Origin of the sequence: Streptomyces sp. NPDC093071, assembly GCF_044754545.1 — a bacterium.
GTDB lineage: Bacteria > Actinomycetota > Actinomycetes > Streptomycetales > Streptomycetaceae > Streptomyces.
In genome coordinates this window covers 212,694-227,415 of sequence record NZ_JBIVPH010000003.1, presented here as the reverse complement: position 1 = coordinate 227,415, position 14,722 = coordinate 212,694, and the positions used below count along the sequence as shown (strand labels likewise).

The 14,722-nt window shown below is 75.1% G+C and carries 11 protein-coding genes; 8 read left to right on the top strand and 3 right to left on the bottom strand.

Annotated features, from left to right (window positions below; genetic code table 11):
• Nucleotides 1-259: 259 nt before the first annotated feature.
• Both ACIQD7_RS12330 and ACIQD7_RS12325 read left to right on the top strand, forming a co-directional pair.
• Complete coding sequence (locus tag ACIQD7_RS12330; protein ID WP_402441515.1) at nucleotides 260-1,903, top strand: DEAD/DEAH box helicase; 1,644 nt, start codon at nucleotides 260-262, stop codon at nucleotides 1,901-1,903.
• Between the two features lie 186 nt (nucleotides 1,904-2,089).
• Nucleotides 2,090-2,512, top strand: coding sequence for a ribonuclease domain-containing protein (locus tag ACIQD7_RS12325; protein ID WP_402441514.1), 423 nt, complete (start codon nucleotides 2,090-2,092; stop codon nucleotides 2,510-2,512).
• Between the two features lie 10 nt (nucleotides 2,513-2,522).
• Here ACIQD7_RS12325 and ACIQD7_RS12320 read toward each other — a convergent pair whose 3' ends face one another.
• Both ACIQD7_RS12320 and ACIQD7_RS12315 read right to left on the bottom strand, forming a co-directional pair.
• On the bottom strand, nucleotides 2,523-4,001 hold the full coding sequence (locus ACIQD7_RS12320) for an ankyrin repeat domain-containing protein (RefSeq protein WP_402441513.1): 1,479 nt from the start codon (nucleotides 3,999-4,001) through the stop codon (nucleotides 2,523-2,525).
• A 93-nt stretch (nucleotides 4,002-4,094) separates the two neighbouring features.
• Nucleotides 4,095-4,979: a hypothetical protein gene (locus ACIQD7_RS12315; RefSeq protein ID WP_391166617.1), complete on the bottom strand. Its 885-nt coding sequence runs from the start codon at nucleotides 4,977-4,979 to the stop codon at nucleotides 4,095-4,097.
• 178 nt (nucleotides 4,980-5,157) lie between these two features.
• On the opposite strand from ACIQD7_RS12315, the gene ACIQD7_RS12310 reads away from it, so the two are divergent.
• Nucleotides 5,158-5,928, top strand: coding sequence for a trypsin-like serine protease (locus ACIQD7_RS12310; protein ID WP_121830268.1), 771 nt, complete (start codon nucleotides 5,158-5,160; stop codon nucleotides 5,926-5,928).
• Nucleotides 5,929-6,044: 116 nt separating this feature from the next.
• Here ACIQD7_RS12310 and ACIQD7_RS12305 read toward each other — a convergent pair whose 3' ends face one another.
• Entirely contained in the window at nucleotides 6,045-7,808 is a 1,764-nt protein-coding gene (locus ACIQD7_RS12305; RefSeq protein WP_402441512.1) for a beta-galactosidase family protein, read from the bottom strand.
• Nucleotides 7,809-7,915: 107 nt separating this feature from the next.
• Here ACIQD7_RS12305 and ACIQD7_RS12300 point away from each other — a divergent pair, with 107 nt between their 5' ends.
• From ACIQD7_RS12300 to ACIQD7_RS12280, 5 genes are all read left to right on the top strand, one after another.
• The gene (locus ACIQD7_RS12300; protein WP_402441511.1) at nucleotides 7,916-8,803 is read left to right on the top strand and encodes an AraC family transcriptional regulator; all 888 of its coding nucleotides are present in this window, start codon (nucleotides 7,916-7,918) and stop codon (nucleotides 8,801-8,803) included.
• A gap of 11 nt (nucleotides 8,804-8,814) precedes the next feature.
• Nucleotides 8,815-9,168, top strand: a complete 354-nt coding sequence (locus tag ACIQD7_RS12295) for a chorismate mutase (RefSeq protein ID WP_402441510.1) — start codon at nucleotides 8,815-8,817, stop codon at nucleotides 9,166-9,168.
• Nucleotides 9,169-9,277: 109 nt separating this feature from the next.
• The gene (gene pepN, locus ACIQD7_RS12290) at nucleotides 9,278-11,764 is read left to right on the top strand and encodes an aminopeptidase N (RefSeq protein ID WP_402441509.1); all 2,487 of its coding nucleotides are present in this window, start codon (nucleotides 9,278-9,280) and stop codon (nucleotides 11,762-11,764) included.
• A 133-nt stretch (nucleotides 11,765-11,897) separates the two neighbouring features.
• Nucleotides 11,898-13,283 (top strand): pyridoxal phosphate-dependent decarboxylase family protein, encoded by a 1,386-nt coding sequence (locus ACIQD7_RS12285; RefSeq protein WP_402441508.1) that lies wholly within the window; start codon nucleotides 11,898-11,900, stop codon nucleotides 13,281-13,283.
• Nucleotides 13,280-14,719, top strand: coding sequence for a lysine N(6)-hydroxylase/L-ornithine N(5)-oxygenase family protein (locus tag ACIQD7_RS12280; protein ID WP_402441507.1), 1,440 nt, complete (start codon nucleotides 13,280-13,282; stop codon nucleotides 14,717-14,719). The genes ACIQD7_RS12285 and ACIQD7_RS12280 overlap by 4 nt, the downstream gene beginning before the upstream one ends.
• Nucleotides 14,720-14,722 lie beyond the last annotated feature (3 nt).

Here is a 14,722-nt window from a genome sequence, read left to right as displayed (position 1 = left end):
CCCGGGGCGCACTATTGTTCCGGTAGAGACGACCGGAGCCGCAGCGCGCGCCCCGGCGGCAGGAACAAGAGCAGAAGCAAGACCAGAAGCAAGAGACGCCGGGGCCCGCACGGGGTGTCCCGGCAGCACAGACAGCCCGGAGCCCGTACCACGTGTTCCGGACAGAGCAGCCGGGGCCCGTACCGCGCAGGTACGGGCCCCCGCTGCGCCGCGCACCCGGCCAGAAGGGCTCGGCGGCGCACCGGCCAGAAAGGCACGAATGACCCGCTCCGAGCGCCCCCACAAGCGCGGCCCCCGCACCGCGCAGGCGAAGTCCACGTCCCAGCCGAAGGCCCCCCGCGGCGGCCGCCGTCCCGCCGCGCCCCCGCCGCCGAGCGAGTTCACGCCGCCGGTGTCGGTGACGCCCGCGCTGCCCGCCGTGGACTCCTTCGCCGACCTCGACATGCCCGAGGGCCTGCTGCGGACCCTCGGTGAGCAGGGCGTCACGGAGCCGTTCCCGATCCAGGCCGCCACCCTGCCGAACTCGCTCGCCGGACGCGACGTCCTCGGCCGCGGGCGCACCGGCTCCGGCAAGACCCTCGCCTTCGGCCTCGCCCTGCTCGCCCGCACCGCGGGCCGCCGCGCCGAGCCGGGCGCGCCGCTCGCGCTCGTCCTGGTGCCCACCCGCGAGCTCGCCCAGCAGGTGACCGACGCCCTCACCCCGTACGCCGGCGCCCTGCGGCTGCGGATCACCACCGTCGTCGGCGGCATGTCGATCAGCCGGCAGTCCTCCGCGCTGCGACGCGGCGCCGAGGTGCTCATCGCCACCCCCGGCCGCCTCCACGACCTCATCGACCGGGGCGACTGCCGCCTCGACCAGGTCGCCGTCACCGTCCTCGACGAGGCCGACCAGATGGCCGACATGGGCTTCCTGCCGCAGGTCACCAAGCTCCTGAAGCAGGTCGAGCCGGGCGGCCAGCGCCTGCTGTTCTCGGCCACCCTCGACCGGAACATCGACCGCCTGGTCAAGATGTTCCTCGACGACCCGGTCGTGCACTCCGTCGACCCGTCGGCCGGTGCGGTCACCACCATGGAGCACCACGTCCTGTACGTGGCCGACGAGACCGACAAGAAGGCCGTCACGCTGCGGATCGCGGCCCGCGACGGGCGCACGATCCTCTTCCTCGACACCAAGCGGTCCGTGGACCGGCTCGTCAAGCGGCTCCTCGCCAACGGCGTACGGGCCTCCGGCCTGCACGGCGGGCGCTCGCAGCCGCAGCGCAACCGGACCCTGGACCAGTTCAAGAACGGCCAGGTCACCACCCTCGTCGCGACGAACGTGGCGGCCCGCGGCATCCACGTCGACGACCTCGACATGGTCGTCAACGTCGACCCGCCGATGGACCACAAGGACTACCTCCACCGCGGCGGCCGCACCGCCCGCGCCGGCGAGTCCGGCAGCGTCTTCACCCTGGTCCTGCCCGACCAGAAGCGCGACATGGGCCGCCTGATGTCGAACGCGGGCATCAACCCCCGCACGGCCCGGATCAAGTCCAGCGACGAGGAGCTCGCCGAGCTCACCGGCGCCCGGGAGCCCTCGGGCGTCCCGGTCGTCATCGAGACCCCGCAGCCGACCCCGCCCCGCAAGCCCGCCGGATCCGGCGGCAGCGGCGGCAGTGGCAGCGGTGGCGGTCGCCGCCGTCGCCGCCCGGCCGGCTCCGGGAACACCGGCACCGCCGCCGCCACCGGCTCGGCCCGCGCCTCCGGCACGGGTACGGCCGGGGGCCGGGGCTCCGGCACGGGCCGGGGCGCGGGCACCGGCCGCGCCGCCGCCCCCGCCGCCGGGACCGCCCGCGGCGGGCGCCGCACGGCGGGCACGGGCCGCCCCCGCGGTCCCCGCCAGCGGCCCTCCGAGAACACGTAACCCCGTAGTACGGGCGCACGGATCAGGGCGCGGGCGGTGTCGTGACGACGGCACCGCCCGCGCCCGTCTCGTCTCCGTAGGTCCCGTCTTCACCGGTCCCGTACGTTCGCGGGCAAGCGGTCAACATCCGGCGAATGGAAAGCCGTCGGGGTTCCCGGCGGGGTCTACGCGCATCATCATCCCCTCATGCGCATCCCCCCTCGATTCACCCTCGCCGGCGGTGTCGCCACCGCCCTCCTCTCCTCCCTCCTCCTGGGCGCCCCGGCCACCGCCGCGCTGGCCCCCGCGCCCGCACCCGTCGCCGCCCGCGCCGTCGTCGCGGCCGTCGGGGAGATCTGCTCCTCCGCCCTGCCCTCCCAGGCCCACACCACCCTGAGCCTGATCGACGCGGGCGGCCCCTTCCCGTACAGCCAGGACGGGTCGGTCTTCCAGAACAGGGAGGGCATCCTGCCCGCCCGCGCGTCCGGGTACTACCACGAGTACACGGTGAAGACCCCGGGCTCCCCGGACCGCGGGGCCCGCCGGATCGTCACCGGGAACGCGACGCGGGAGGACTACTACACCGCCGACCACTACGCCTCGTTCGACCGGATCGACCACGACTGCTGAAGGGCGCTCCTCAGGCGCGGCGCGGGGTCGTCCACTCCAGACGGGTCCTGACCCGGGGGTCCCGGACGTGTTCGAGGGCGGCGAGCGCCGTCTCGCGCGCCGCGCCGTCCGCCTCCCCGTCCGCGAGGACCGCCGCGAGCGCGTCGACGGCGCGCGGGTCCTGGCGGATCGCGAGCCCGCGCGCCGCCTCCGCCGCCGTCTCCGGATCGGGGTCGGCGAGCCGCTCGGCAAGCCCCTCCCGTACGAGCGGGGTGTCGTCGGGCAGTTCGGCGAGCGCGAGCGTGGCCCAGTCCCGCACCCGGGCGTCGCCGTCCCTGCTCAGCGCGAGCAGCACCCCGAGGGCCTCGACGTGCCCGGCCGGAACGATTCCGGCCAGGGCCCCGGCGACGGCCCGCCGCACCACCGCGTCGGGATGCCCGGCGGCCGCGAGCAGTTCGGGCACGGCCGCCGGGTCCGCGCACGCCCCGAGCGCCGTCACCACCGACAGGACGGGCTCGCGCGCCGGGCCCGCGGGACCCGCCGGTTCCGCCGCGAGCCGCCGCAGCACCGGCAGGGCGCTCGGCGCGAAGCCCGGCAGGGCCCCCAGGACCCGGGCGCCGAGCGCCCGCCGCAGCGGGTCCCGGTAGGCGCACCAGCCGGCCGCCGCCACGAAGGTCTCCTCGTCGGCCCGGCCCGCCAGTTCGGCCACCGCCGTCGTCCAGTCGTCGAGCTCGGGGTCGCCGCAGCGCAGCGCCCGCGCCGCCAGCTCCTCGGCGGGGGTGCGCAGGCCGAGCGAGGCCTCCAGGAGCGTGGCGATCGCCGCGTGCCCGGTCTGGCGGTCGTCGCCGCGCCCGGGGGCGCCGTTCTCCCGCAGCAGCTCCACGACGACCGTGATCCCGCCGTCCTCCCGGACCCGGCGGACCACCGCCTCGTACGTCTGCCCGCCCTCGTTCCCGGCGACGAGCCCGCGCCGCAGCTCGGCCGCCATGTCGGCGCCGATCCACCGCCGCGCCTCCCGCAGCGCGGCCTCCCCGCCGCCCGCCCCGTGGTCGAGGAGCGCCCGCACGCAGCCGGTGGAGCCGCGCCGGGCGGCGGCGAGGAGCGGGCCGACGCCGTCGGGGCCGGGCCGGTCGGGGTCGGCGCCGTGCTCCAGGAGGAGCCGCGCGATGTCGGCGTATCCGAGCCGCAGGGCCCAGGCGAGGGCCGTGAAGCCGTACGCCTCCTCCTGGTCGGCCCCCGCGCCCGCCGCGAGCAGCGCCCGCACCGTCCCGGTGTGCCCGCAGCAGGCCGCCCCGCACAGCGGCAGGTCGCCGTCCTCCTCGCCGCTGCCCCGGCCGGGGTCCGCCCCGGCGGCGAGCAGCACCCGGACGATCCCGTCCTCACCGCCGACGGATGCCAGGTACAGGGCGCTCTCCCCGTCCTCCCGCTCCTCGGGGTCGGCCCCGTCCCTCAGGGCCCGTACGGCCCCGTTCTCGTCCCCGGCCCGGATCGCGTCGAACAGCGTGCTCATGCACCGACCCTGACCCGCCGTCGGCACATGGCGCAAATCGATTGCCGGAGGGCGCGCGGCACGGGCCGGAGCCCCGGGATCCGGGGCGCGGTTTCAGGCCGCGCACTCCAGGACCGCGGCGCACACCCCGCACCGGACCCGCAGCGTCCGCCCGGCCGGGATCCGCAGGCGCTGGCGGCAGACCGGGCAGGGGAAGGAGACGCGGGCGGCGGGCGCCCCGCCGTCGAAGGCGTACGGGGCGTCCCCGCCGGCCCGGCCCCGGCGCCGCTCCCAGGCGTACCGGCCGCGCTCGATCCGGCCCGCCGCGGCGAGCGGCGGCGCCGTCCGCTCCCGGGCGGCCTCCGCCCGGCCCCGCACCCACGCCTCGTACGCCACCTGGCTGGTGAACCACGGCGACGGGTCCTCGCCGAACGCCTCGGCCCGCTTGGCGAGGACGTAGCCGAACTCCTCCGGGGTCAGATAGCCGAGCTTCTGGTGCTCGACGCCGTCCTCGCGGTACGCGTCGAGCAGCAGCCAGCCGGCGCCCAGATAGGCGGTGACCACGTCGGTGAGGATCTCGTTCTCGGCGGTCCGGGGGAAGCGCAGGCCGAGCCGGTGCAGCAGCACGTGGGTGATCTCGTGGGCGAGGACCGCGCCGATGTCCCGGCGGCGGGTCCGGAAGCGCTCGTTCACCTCCACGAAGTACTCGGGTCCGGGCGCGAGTTCGACGGTGCCGGCGTGCTCCATCCGCCGGAAGGTCACCACCATCCGGGCCTCGGGCAGCCGCAGGTGCCGGACCAGGGCGCCGGCCACCCGCTGGGTGCCCAGGTGCAGGTCCTCGTGGTCGCCGAGGGCCACGTCGGCGGCGGTCACGCTCGTCGGCCAGCGGCGCACGCCGTCGGGGGAGAGGCGGCGGTAGAGCGCGGTGAGCGAGGCCCCGACCGCGGCCCGGTGCGGAAAGCCGTGGACGACACGGTCGGGCTCCTGACGGTGCGGCATACCGGATCCCCCCTCCCGCCCACTGTACGGTCCCTCACATCTCATCTGGCCGAAAAGGCTTCCTTGTGACGGCGGTTGAGCGCTGTTCATAATGCGGACCACACCTTGACGGGCGCATGTCATGAGCCGTCGAGGTCGACCCCCCACGAGAGAAGGCAGATACGTGACGAAGAACAGAATGGTCCGCGCGCTCCAGAAGCTGGCCGCCGCCGGCGCCGTCGTCCTCGCGGCCGTCAGCCTCCAGCCCACCACCACCGCCTCCGCCGCCCCGGCCCCCGTCGTCGGCGGCACCCGCGCCGCCCAGGGCGAGTTCCCCTGGATGGTCAGGCTCTCCATGGGCTGTGGCGGCTCGCTGATCAGCCCGCAGGTCGTCCTCACCGCCGCCCACTGTGTGAGCGGCTCCGGCAACAACACCAGCATCACCGCCACCGCCGGAGTCGTGGACCTCCAGAGCGGCAGCGCCATCAAGGTCAAGTCGACCAAGGTCCTCCAGGCCCCCGGCTACAACGGCAAGGGCAAGGACTGGGCCCTCATCAAGCTCGCCAGCCCCATCACCTCCCTGCCCAACCTGAAGCTCGCCGAGACCACCGCCTACAACACCGGCACCTTCACGGTGGCCGGCTGGGGCGCCGCCCGCGAGGGCGGGGGTCAGCAGCGCTACCTGCTCAAGGCGAACGTCCCGTTCGTCTCCGACGCCTCCTGCAAGGCCTCCTACGGCAACGAGCTCGTCCCCGCCGAGGAGATCTGCGCCGGTTACGCCCAGGGCGGCACCGACACCTGCCAGGGCGACTCCGGCGGCCCGATGTTCCGCAAGGACAACGCCGGCGCCTGGGTCCAGGTCGGCATCGTGAGCTGGGGCCAGGGCTGCGCCCGGCCCAACTACCCCGGCGTCTACACGGAGGTCTCGACCTTCGCCGCCGCCATCAAGTCCGCCGCCGCCACGCTGTAGCGGCACCCCGTGAACGGGCGCTCCGGGGCGGCCTCGGCCCCGGAGCACCCCTCCCGTGCACCGGGCCGGTGTGGGCCGGCCCGGTGTGCACGGACTCCTCCCGGGAGGGAAGGGGATCACAGCGGGTCCAGCACCACCCCGGACCCCGCGTCCCCCTCCAGTTCGAGGACCCACACCTCGTTCGGCCCCTCCCGCAGCACGGGACCCGGCACGAACAGCGCCTCCTGCGGGCCCGCCGACCAGTAGCGGCCCAGGCAGAAGCCGTTCACCCAGACGAAGCCCCGGGTCGCCCCCGGCAGCCGCAGCACCGCGTCCCCCGCGCCCGCCATGTCGAGGGCCGTCCGGTAGAGCCCCGGGCCGCCGTCCCGGCCCGCGCCCGACGCGAACGCCACCTTCCCGACCGCCGCCGCCCCGAACGCGTCCAGCCGCAGCGCCCGCGCCCGTACCCCGTGCAGGTACTGCCGCTCGTGCCGCACGCCCCCGGTGATCCCCTTCGGCTCCGCCAGGCGCGGCCCGTAGTTCACCCGGCCCAGGGACTCCACCCACAGGTCCACCACCGCCGGACCCGCCACCGGCTCCGCGAGCGTCACGTCCTCGCCGGCCCCCGTGTCCAGGACCCCCGCGAAGGCCCCGTCCACGTACGCCACCGCCCGGTCCCGCAGCCCCGTCACCCCCAGCGGGTACGGCTGCCGGGGACCCGGCACCGCCACCCGGTAGCGGACCAGGCCCCGGTCCACCCCCAGCTCCTCGAAGGCCGGCGGCGCCCCCGCCACCACCTCCTCGTCGCCGAGCACCTCCAGGACCGCGTCCAGCGCCGCCCACTCCTCGAAACCGGCCCGCACCGGAGCCGCGAGCCGGGCCGGAGGCTCCGGCACCTCCGGCAGCGGCCCCTCCGCGTACTCCGCGAGGACCTCGCGGAAGCGCCAGAACTTCTCCGTCGGCCGCCCCGCCTCGTCCACCGGCGCGTCGTAGTCGTACGAGGTCACCGTCGGCCGCAGCGGACCGTCGTGCAGTTCCCCGTCCCGGTTCGCCCCCGCCCAGCCCCCGAAGTTCGTCCCGCCGTGCGCCATGTATACGTTGACCGAGGCCCCGCACTCCAGGACCTCCCGCAGTGCCGCCGCCGCGTCCGCCGCGTCCCGCACCGCGTGCTCCGTGCCCCAGTGGTCGAACCAGCCGCACCAGAACTCCATGCACATCAGCGGCCCCGACGGGCGGTGCCGCCGCAGCGTCGCGAACCCCTCCCGCGCCCCCGAGCCGAAGTTCGCCGTCGCCAGCACCCCCGGCACCGACCCGCCCGTCAGCATGTGGTCCTCCGGGCCGTCCGAGGTGAACAGCGGCACGACCACCCCGCACTCCCGCAGCAGCCCCGCCAGCCACTCCAGGTACTCCCCGTCGCTGCCGTAGCTCCCGTACTCGTTCTCCACCTGCACCAGGACCACCGGACCGCCCCGGTCGACCTGCCGCTCCACCACCTGCGGCAGCAGCCGCCGGAACCAGGCCTCCACCGGCGCCAGGAACTCCGGGTCCCGGGTCCGCACCCGCCGCCCGAGCGGCCCGGTCAGCCAGTGCGGCAGCCCGCCGTTCTCCCACTCGGCGCAGATGTACGGCCCCGGGCGCACGATCGCCCGCATCCCCGCCCGCCCCACCGCGTCCAGGAACCGGCCGAGCGCCGCCACGTCCCCGTACCGGCCGGGCTCCGGCTCGTACAGGTTCCACGGGACGTACGTCTCCACGCAGTCCAGGCCCATCGCCCGCAGCATCCCCAGCCGGTGCTCCCAGTGGCCCTCGTGCACCCGGAAGTAGTGCAGCGCCCCCGAGAGCAGCCGCACCGGCCGCCCGTCGAGCAGGAAGTCCTCGTCACCCACAGCGAACGTGCTCATGGGCACCACCTCACCCCCTGGCGGGGAACCCGTCCATGGACAAAGATCGTCGCAGTTTGGACGTTAGGGCCCGCCCGACCGGGGCCCCGGGGAAGGGGCACCACCGCATGTACCACACCTGGATGCGCTACTTCACGCCCGGCCCCGTCCACCACCGCCTCGGCCTCGTCTGCCTCGGCGTCGGCCTCCAGCACGGCGCCCTGCCCACCGTCGGGCCCCGCACCCTCGACCACCACGTGGCCGTCGTCGTCTCCGCCGGAGCCGGCTGGTACCGGGGCGCCGACGGGCGGCGCGCCGCCGTCACCGCCCCCGCCCTGATCTGGCTCACCCCCGGCACCCCCCACCACTACGGCGCCGACCCCGGCACCGGCTGGGACGAGGCCTTCGTCGACTTCTCCGGACCCGCCACCGCCACGTACACCGAACTCGGCTACATCGAACCGGACCGGCCCGTCGTCCCCCTCTCCGACGCCGCCCCGGCCCGCGCCGCCATCGCCCGGATCGCCCGCGCCGCCCGGCCCGGCAACCCCCTCCTGGAGGTCGAGACCGGCGCCGCCGTCCACGAACTGCTCGTCGCCCTGCGCCGGGCCCGCGCCGACACCAACGCCGACGGCGACCCCGTCCTCGCCGCCCTCGCCCGCGACGCCTTCCAGCCGCTCTCCGTCGCCGAGCACGCCGCCCGCCACGGCATGACCCCCGCCGAACTGCGCACCGCCGTCCGCCGCGCCGCCGGGTGCAGCCCCAAGGACTACCTGCTCACCGTCCGCCTCGGCCGCGCCAAGGAACTCCTCGCCGCCACCGAGCTGCCGGTCTCCGCCGTCGCCCGGCGCGTCGGCTACGACGACCCCGCCTACTTCTCCCGGCTCTTCACCCGCCGGGTCGGCACCGCCCCGATCCGCTTCCGCGAACAGCAGGGGCGGTCCGTGCCCGGCGGCTGGAGCCATCGCGTCCCGGATCCCGAACACCCGCCGACGATCCCCCCGCGCTCGGTCTAAGCTCGCAGGTCATGAGCGACTCCACCCCGACCCCGACCCCGACCCCGGCCGCCGAAGAGACCCCGGCCGCCGACGCGGCCGTCCGCGCCGAGCTGACCCGGCTGCGCGACAGCATCGACAACATCGACGCGGCGGTCGTCCACATGCTCGCCGAGCGCTTCAAGTGCACCCAGCAGGTCGGCGTCCTCAAGGCCGAGCACCAGCTCCCGCCCGCCGACCCCGCCCGCGAGGCCCGCCAGATCGCCCGCCTGCGCGAACTCGCCGAGAGCGCGAAACTGGACCCGGCCTTCGCGGAGAAGCTCCTGAACTTCATCATCGCCGAGGTCATCCGCCACCACGAGACGATCGCGGACGGAACGCGCTGACGAAGCGCGTGGACGGAAGGCCCCGCGGGAAGCACCAGCAGGTCACGCCCCGGCAAGGTTCTCCCCGCACCCCTGCCGACGGCCCCGGGCATCGGGCAGCATAGGCCCCATGTCCGTACTGACGCGCGACGAAGCGCAGACCCGTGCCCAGCTCCTCGACGTCCACCGCTACCTGGTGGACCTCGACCTCACCACCGGCGCAGAGACCTTCGAGTCCACCAGCACCGTCCGATTCACCGCCCGCGCCGCCGGGGACACCTTCGTCGAGCTCAAGCCCGTCACCCTGCACTCCGCCACCCTCGACGGAGAGCCCCTCGACCCCGCCGCCCTCGACGGCAACCGGCTCCCGCTGAGCCTCACCGAGGGCGAGCACGAGCTGCGCGTCACCACCACCATGCGCTACTCCCGCACCGGCGAGGGGATGCACCGCTTCACGGACCCCAGCGACGGCGAGTCCTACGTCTACACCCAGCTCTTCATGGAGGACGTCCAGCGCGTCTTCGCCGCCTTCGACCAGCCCGACCTCAAGGCCGTCTTCGAGGTCACCGTCACCGCCCCCGACGGCTGGACCGTCCTCGCCAACGGCATCACCGAGCGGCAGCCCGACGGCACCTGGAAGGCCGCCCCCACCCCGCTGCTCTCCACCTACTTCGTCTGCGTCGCCGCCGGCCCCTGGCACTCGGTCCGCACCGAACACGCGGGCCTGCCCTTCGGCATCCACTGCCGCCGCTCCCTCGCCGCCCACCTCGACGCCGACGCCGACGAGATCCTCGCCGTCACCAGGGCCTGCTACGACCGGTACCACGAGAAGTTCGACGAGCCCTACCCCTTCGACTCGTACGACCAGGCCTTCGTCCCCGAGTTCAACGCCGGCGCCATGGAGAACCCCGGCCTCGTCACCTTCCGCGACGAGTTCGTCTTCCGCTCCGCCGTCACCGTCACCGAGCGCCAGACCCGCGCCATGGTCATCGCCCACGAGATGGCCCACATGTGGTTCGGCGACCTCGTCACCCTGCGCTGGTGGGACGACATCTGGCTGAACGAGTCCTTCGCCGAGTACATGGGCTACCAGACCGTCAACGAGGCCTGCTCCGACCTCTTCCCCGACACCTGGGTCGACTTCGGCGTCACCCGCAAGGCCTGGGGATACGAGGCCGACCAGCGGCCCTCCACCCACCCCGTCGCCCCCGACCCCGAGGCCGTCCCCGACACCGCCTCCGCCCTCCTCAACTTCGACGGCATCTCCTACGCCAAGGGCGCCTCCGCCCTCCGCCAGCTCGTCGCCTGGCTCGGCGAGAAGGACTTCCTCGCCGGCATCAACATCCACTTCAAGCGGCACCGCTTCGGCAACGCCACCCTCGCCGACTTCATCGACAACCTCGCCGCCGCCACCGACCGCGACGTCCACGGCTGGGCCGAGCAGTGGCTGCGCACCACCGGCGTCGACACCCTCACCCCCCGCCTCGACGGCGAGGGCCTCCACTGGAACCTCACCGTCGACCGCGACGGCGCCCGCCCCCACCGCCTCTCCGCCGGCCTCTACGACCGCGACCCCTCCGGCGACCTCGTCCTGCGCGAACGCCACGCCCTCGACGTCCCCCAGGAAGCCCCCGCCGAACTCACCGGCCCCCGCCCCGCCCTCGTCGTCCTCAACGACGGCGACCTCACCTACACCAAGCTCCGCTTCGACGAGACGTCCGCCGAGTCCGCCCTGAACGGCCTCTCCCGCATCCCCGACCCGCTCACCCGCGCCGTCGTCTGGAACGCCCTGCGCGACATGGTCCGCGACGGCGACCTCGCCCCCGTCGAATACCTCGCCGTCGCCGGAGCCCACCTCACCGAGGAGACCGAACTCGCCCTCGTCCAGGGCGTCCTGGCCTTCGCCCGCCACCAGATCGCCGACCACTACGTCACCGCCGACGAACGCCCCGCCGCCCTCGCCACCATCAGCGGGATCGCCCGCGCCCTGCTCCGCCGCACCGAGGACGGCGAGGCCCCCGGACTGCGCCTCACCGCCGTCCGCGCCTTCGTCGACAGCGCCACCACCCCCGACAAGATCGCCTCCTGGCTCGACGAGGGCACCGTCCACGGCGGCCCCGAACTCGACCCCGAACTGCGCTGGCGCATCCTCGCCCGGCTCGCCGTCCTCGGCGCCGTCGACGAGGCCGCCATCGCCGCCGAGCTGGAGCGCGACCCCAGCGCCACCGGCCGGGAGGGCGCCGCCCGCTGCCGCGCCGCCCTGCCGACCCCCGAGGCCAAGGCGGCCGCCTGGTCCGCCCTCTTCGACTCCGACGACCTCTCCAACTACCTCTTCACCGCCACCGCCCAGGGCTTCTGGCAGCCCGAACAGGCCGACCTCGTCAGCGCGTACGTGCCCCGCTTCTACGAGGCGGCCGTCGCCCTCGGCGACCGGCGCGGCCCCGCCATGGCCGAAGCCGCCGGACGCCACGCCTTCCCCGCCCACGCGGTCGACGCCGACTCCCTGGCCCTCGGCGAACGCCACCTGGCCGACACCCCCATGATCCCGGCCCTCCACCGCAAGCTCGTCGACCAGCTCGACGACCTCCGCCGGGCCCTGCGGATCAGGGAGGCCTGACCCGCAGGTGGTGCGGGGAACGACCCCGCTCCCCGCACCACCCGCCCCCGAAACACCACCCCGTGTCCCCCGTTCGGGTCACACCCCCGCACTCGCCGGACAAACCCCCGCACCCCCCGGCACCCTGTCGTCCATGCGTGCCGCACCCCCACCCCTCGCCGGAGGCGTCCCCGGCGCCGACGCCCTGCGGCCCCTCCTGGGCGCCGTCCTCGACGCGCTGCGCACCGGGGCGGAGGAACGCGGCGGCCCCCTCCCGGCCGGAGGACCGGAGGCCGTGGCACGCCGCACGGCGGCACTCGGAGCCGTACTCCCGGAGACCGGCACCGGCCCCGACGAAGCCCTCCGCACCCTCGTCCACGCCCTCGCCGCCGGCGCCGCCGACCCCGCCGACCCGCTCTGCGCCGCCCACCTCCACACCCCGCCCCTCGCGCTCGCCGCCGCCGCCGACCTGGCCGCCTCCGCGCTCAACCCCTCCATGGACTCCTGGGACCAGGCCCCCGCCGCCTCCGCCCTCGAAGCCCTCGTCACCACCGCCCTCGCCGCCGAGATCCACCCCGGCGCCCCCCGCCCCGACGCCCTCGTCACCACCGGCGGCACCGAGTCCAACCAACTCGCCCTCCTCCTCGCCAGAGAACGCCACACCGGAAAAGGCCCCGTCCGCACCGTCGTCGGCGCCAACGCCCACCACTCCTTCCGGCGCGCCGCCTGGCTCCTCGGCCTCCCCGCCCCCGTCGTCGTCCCCACCCCCCACGGCACCCTCGAACCCGGAGCCCTGGACGCGGCCCTGACCGCCACCCCCGGCCCGCTCCTCGTCGCCGCCACCGCCGGCACCACCGACGAAGGCCTGATCGACCCGCTGCCCGCCCTCGCCGACGTCTGCGCCGCCCACGGCGCCGACCTCCACGTCGACGCCGCCTACGGCGGACCCGTCCTCTTCAGCCGCACCCACCGCCGGCTCCTCGACGGCCTCGACCGCGCCCGCACCGTCACCGTCGACCTGCACAAACTCGGCTGGCAGCCCGCCGCCGCCGGACTCCTCGCCGTCCGCGACACCACCGACCTCGCCGCCCTCGCCCACACCGCCGACTACCTCAACGCCGACGACGACACCGACGCCGGCCTCCCCGACCTCCTCGGCCGCTCCCCGCGCACCACCCGCCGCCCCGACGTCCTCAAGGCCGCCGTCACCCTCCGCGCCCTCGGCCGCACCGGACTCGGCGCCCTCGTCGACACCTGCATGGACCTCGCCCAGGACCTCGCCGACCGGATCGAGAAGACCCCCGGCCTCGACCTGCGCGCCCGGCCCGTCCTCACCACCGTCCTCTTCCGCCCCCACGGCGCCCACGACACCGCCGTCGCCGCGATCCGCCGCTCCCTCCTCACCGGAGGCCGGGCGGTCCTCGGCCGGGCCCGCGCGGACGGCCGCCTCTGGCTCAAGGCCACCCTGCTCAACCCCCACGCCACCCCCGGCGACCTGGACCAGCTCATCACCCTCGTGGAAGGCAGCGCGCACCGATGACCGGCAGCACCCCCGAACAGGACACCGACCGGCCCCAGAACACCCCGGACACCGACCGACCCCACGACCTCGTCGGCATCGGCATCGGCCCCTTCAACCTCTCCCTCGCCGCCCTTGCCCACGGCGTCCCCGGCGGCCTCTCCACCGCCTTCTACGAACAGCGCCCCGCCTTCCACTGGCACCCCGGACTCCTCATCGACGGCTCCACCCTCCAGGTCCCCTTCCTCGCCGACCTCGTCACCCTCGCCGACCCCGCCAGCCCCTGGTCCTTCCTCAGCTACCTGAAGAGCCGCGAACGCCTCTTCCCCTTCTACTTCGCCGAGAAGTTCCACATCCAGCGCGCCGAGTACGACGCCTACTGCCGCTGGGCCAGCGAACGCCTCCCCGGCCTCCACTTCGGCCACCAGGTCGACTCCGTCCGCTGGAACCCCGAACGCCGCCTCTTCGAGGTCGACTACACCCAGATCGACCCCGACGGCGAGGCCGAGGCCCTCGGCCGCGCCTACACCCGCAACGTCGTCCTCGGCGTCGGCACCGAGCCGTACGTCCCCGAACCCCTCCGCCCCCTCACCGACGCCCCCGGCGTCCCCGTCGTCCACTCCGCCGACTACCTCACCCACCGCGAGACCCTCCTCGCCGCCGGGCACGTCACCGTCATCGGCTCCGGCCAGTCCGGCGCCGAGATCTTCCTCGACCTGCTGCGTGCCCGCCCCGCCGGAGCCGAGGGCATCCACTGGCTCACCCGCACCGAGGCCTTCGCCCCCATGGAGTACTCCAAGCTCGGCCTGGAGCACTTCACCCCCGACTACACCCGCTACTTCCACGCCCTGCCCGAACAGGTCCGCGACGGCCTCGTCCCCCGCCAGTGGCAGCTCCACAAGGGCATCGACGACGCCACCATCACCGCCATCCACGACGAGCTCTACCGCCGCACCCTCCACGGCGGCTGGCCCGACGCCGTCCTCACCCCCGGCGTCCGCGTCCGCACCGCCGGCCGCGTCGCCACCACCCGCGTCGAACTCCACCTGGAACACGTCCAGCAGTCCGCCCGCACCCGCCTCACCACCGACGCCGTCGTCCTCGCCACCGGCTACCGCGAACGCCCCCTCGACCGCGTCCTCGCCGGCCTCGACCCCTACGTCCGCCACGACTCCGCCGGACGCCCCCGGATCGACGAGCACTACCGCCTCGTCCTCGACCCCTCCGTCACCGGCGCCGTCCACGTCCAGAACGCCGAACGCCACACCCACGGCGTCGGCGCCCCCGACCTCGGCCTCGCCGCCTGGCGCAGCGCCACCATCCTCAACGCGATCACCGGCAAGGAGCCCTACCCCCTGCCGCGCCGCACCGCCTTCACCAGCTTCGGCCTGGAAGCGCGAGAGGCGCCCGGCATCCCGGCCCAGGGCCGGAAGCTGACGCCTCTCGTCCAGCACTGACGC

Excerpts from the sequence above, each read along its gene's own strand:
- ACIQD7_RS12330 (WP_402441515.1), top strand. The coding sequence starts at position 260 with ATGACCCGCTCCGAGCGCCCCCACAAGCGCGGCCCCCGCACCGCGCAG.
- ACIQD7_RS12325 (WP_402441514.1), top strand. The coding sequence starts at position 2,090 with ATGCGCATCCCCCCTCGATTCACCCTCGCCGGCGGTGTCGCCACCGCC.
- ACIQD7_RS12320 (WP_402441513.1), bottom strand. The coding sequence starts at position 4,001 with ATGAGCACGCTGTTCGACGCGATCCGGGCCGGGGACGAGAACGGGGCC.
- ACIQD7_RS12315 (WP_391166617.1), bottom strand. The coding sequence starts at position 4,979 with ATGCCGCACCGTCAGGAGCCCGACCGTGTCGTCCACGGCTTTCCGCAC.
- ACIQD7_RS12310 (WP_121830268.1), top strand. The coding sequence starts at position 5,158 with ATGGTCCGCGCGCTCCAGAAGCTGGCCGCCGCCGGCGCCGTCGTCCTC.
- ACIQD7_RS12305 (WP_402441512.1), bottom strand. The coding sequence starts at position 7,808 with ATGAGCACGTTCGCTGTGGGTGACGAGGACTTCCTGCTCGACGGGCGG.
- ACIQD7_RS12300 (WP_402441511.1), top strand. The coding sequence starts at position 7,916 with ATGTACCACACCTGGATGCGCTACTTCACGCCCGGCCCCGTCCACCAC.
- ACIQD7_RS12295 (WP_402441510.1), top strand. The coding sequence starts at position 8,815 with ATGAGCGACTCCACCCCGACCCCGACCCCGACCCCGGCCGCCGAAGAG.
- pepN (WP_402441509.1), top strand. The coding sequence starts at position 9,278 with ATGTCCGTACTGACGCGCGACGAAGCGCAGACCCGTGCCCAGCTCCTC.
- ACIQD7_RS12285 (WP_402441508.1), top strand. The coding sequence starts at position 11,898 with ATGCGTGCCGCACCCCCACCCCTCGCCGGAGGCGTCCCCGGCGCCGAC.
- ACIQD7_RS12280 (WP_402441507.1), top strand. The coding sequence starts at position 13,280 with ATGACCGGCAGCACCCCCGAACAGGACACCGACCGGCCCCAGAACACC.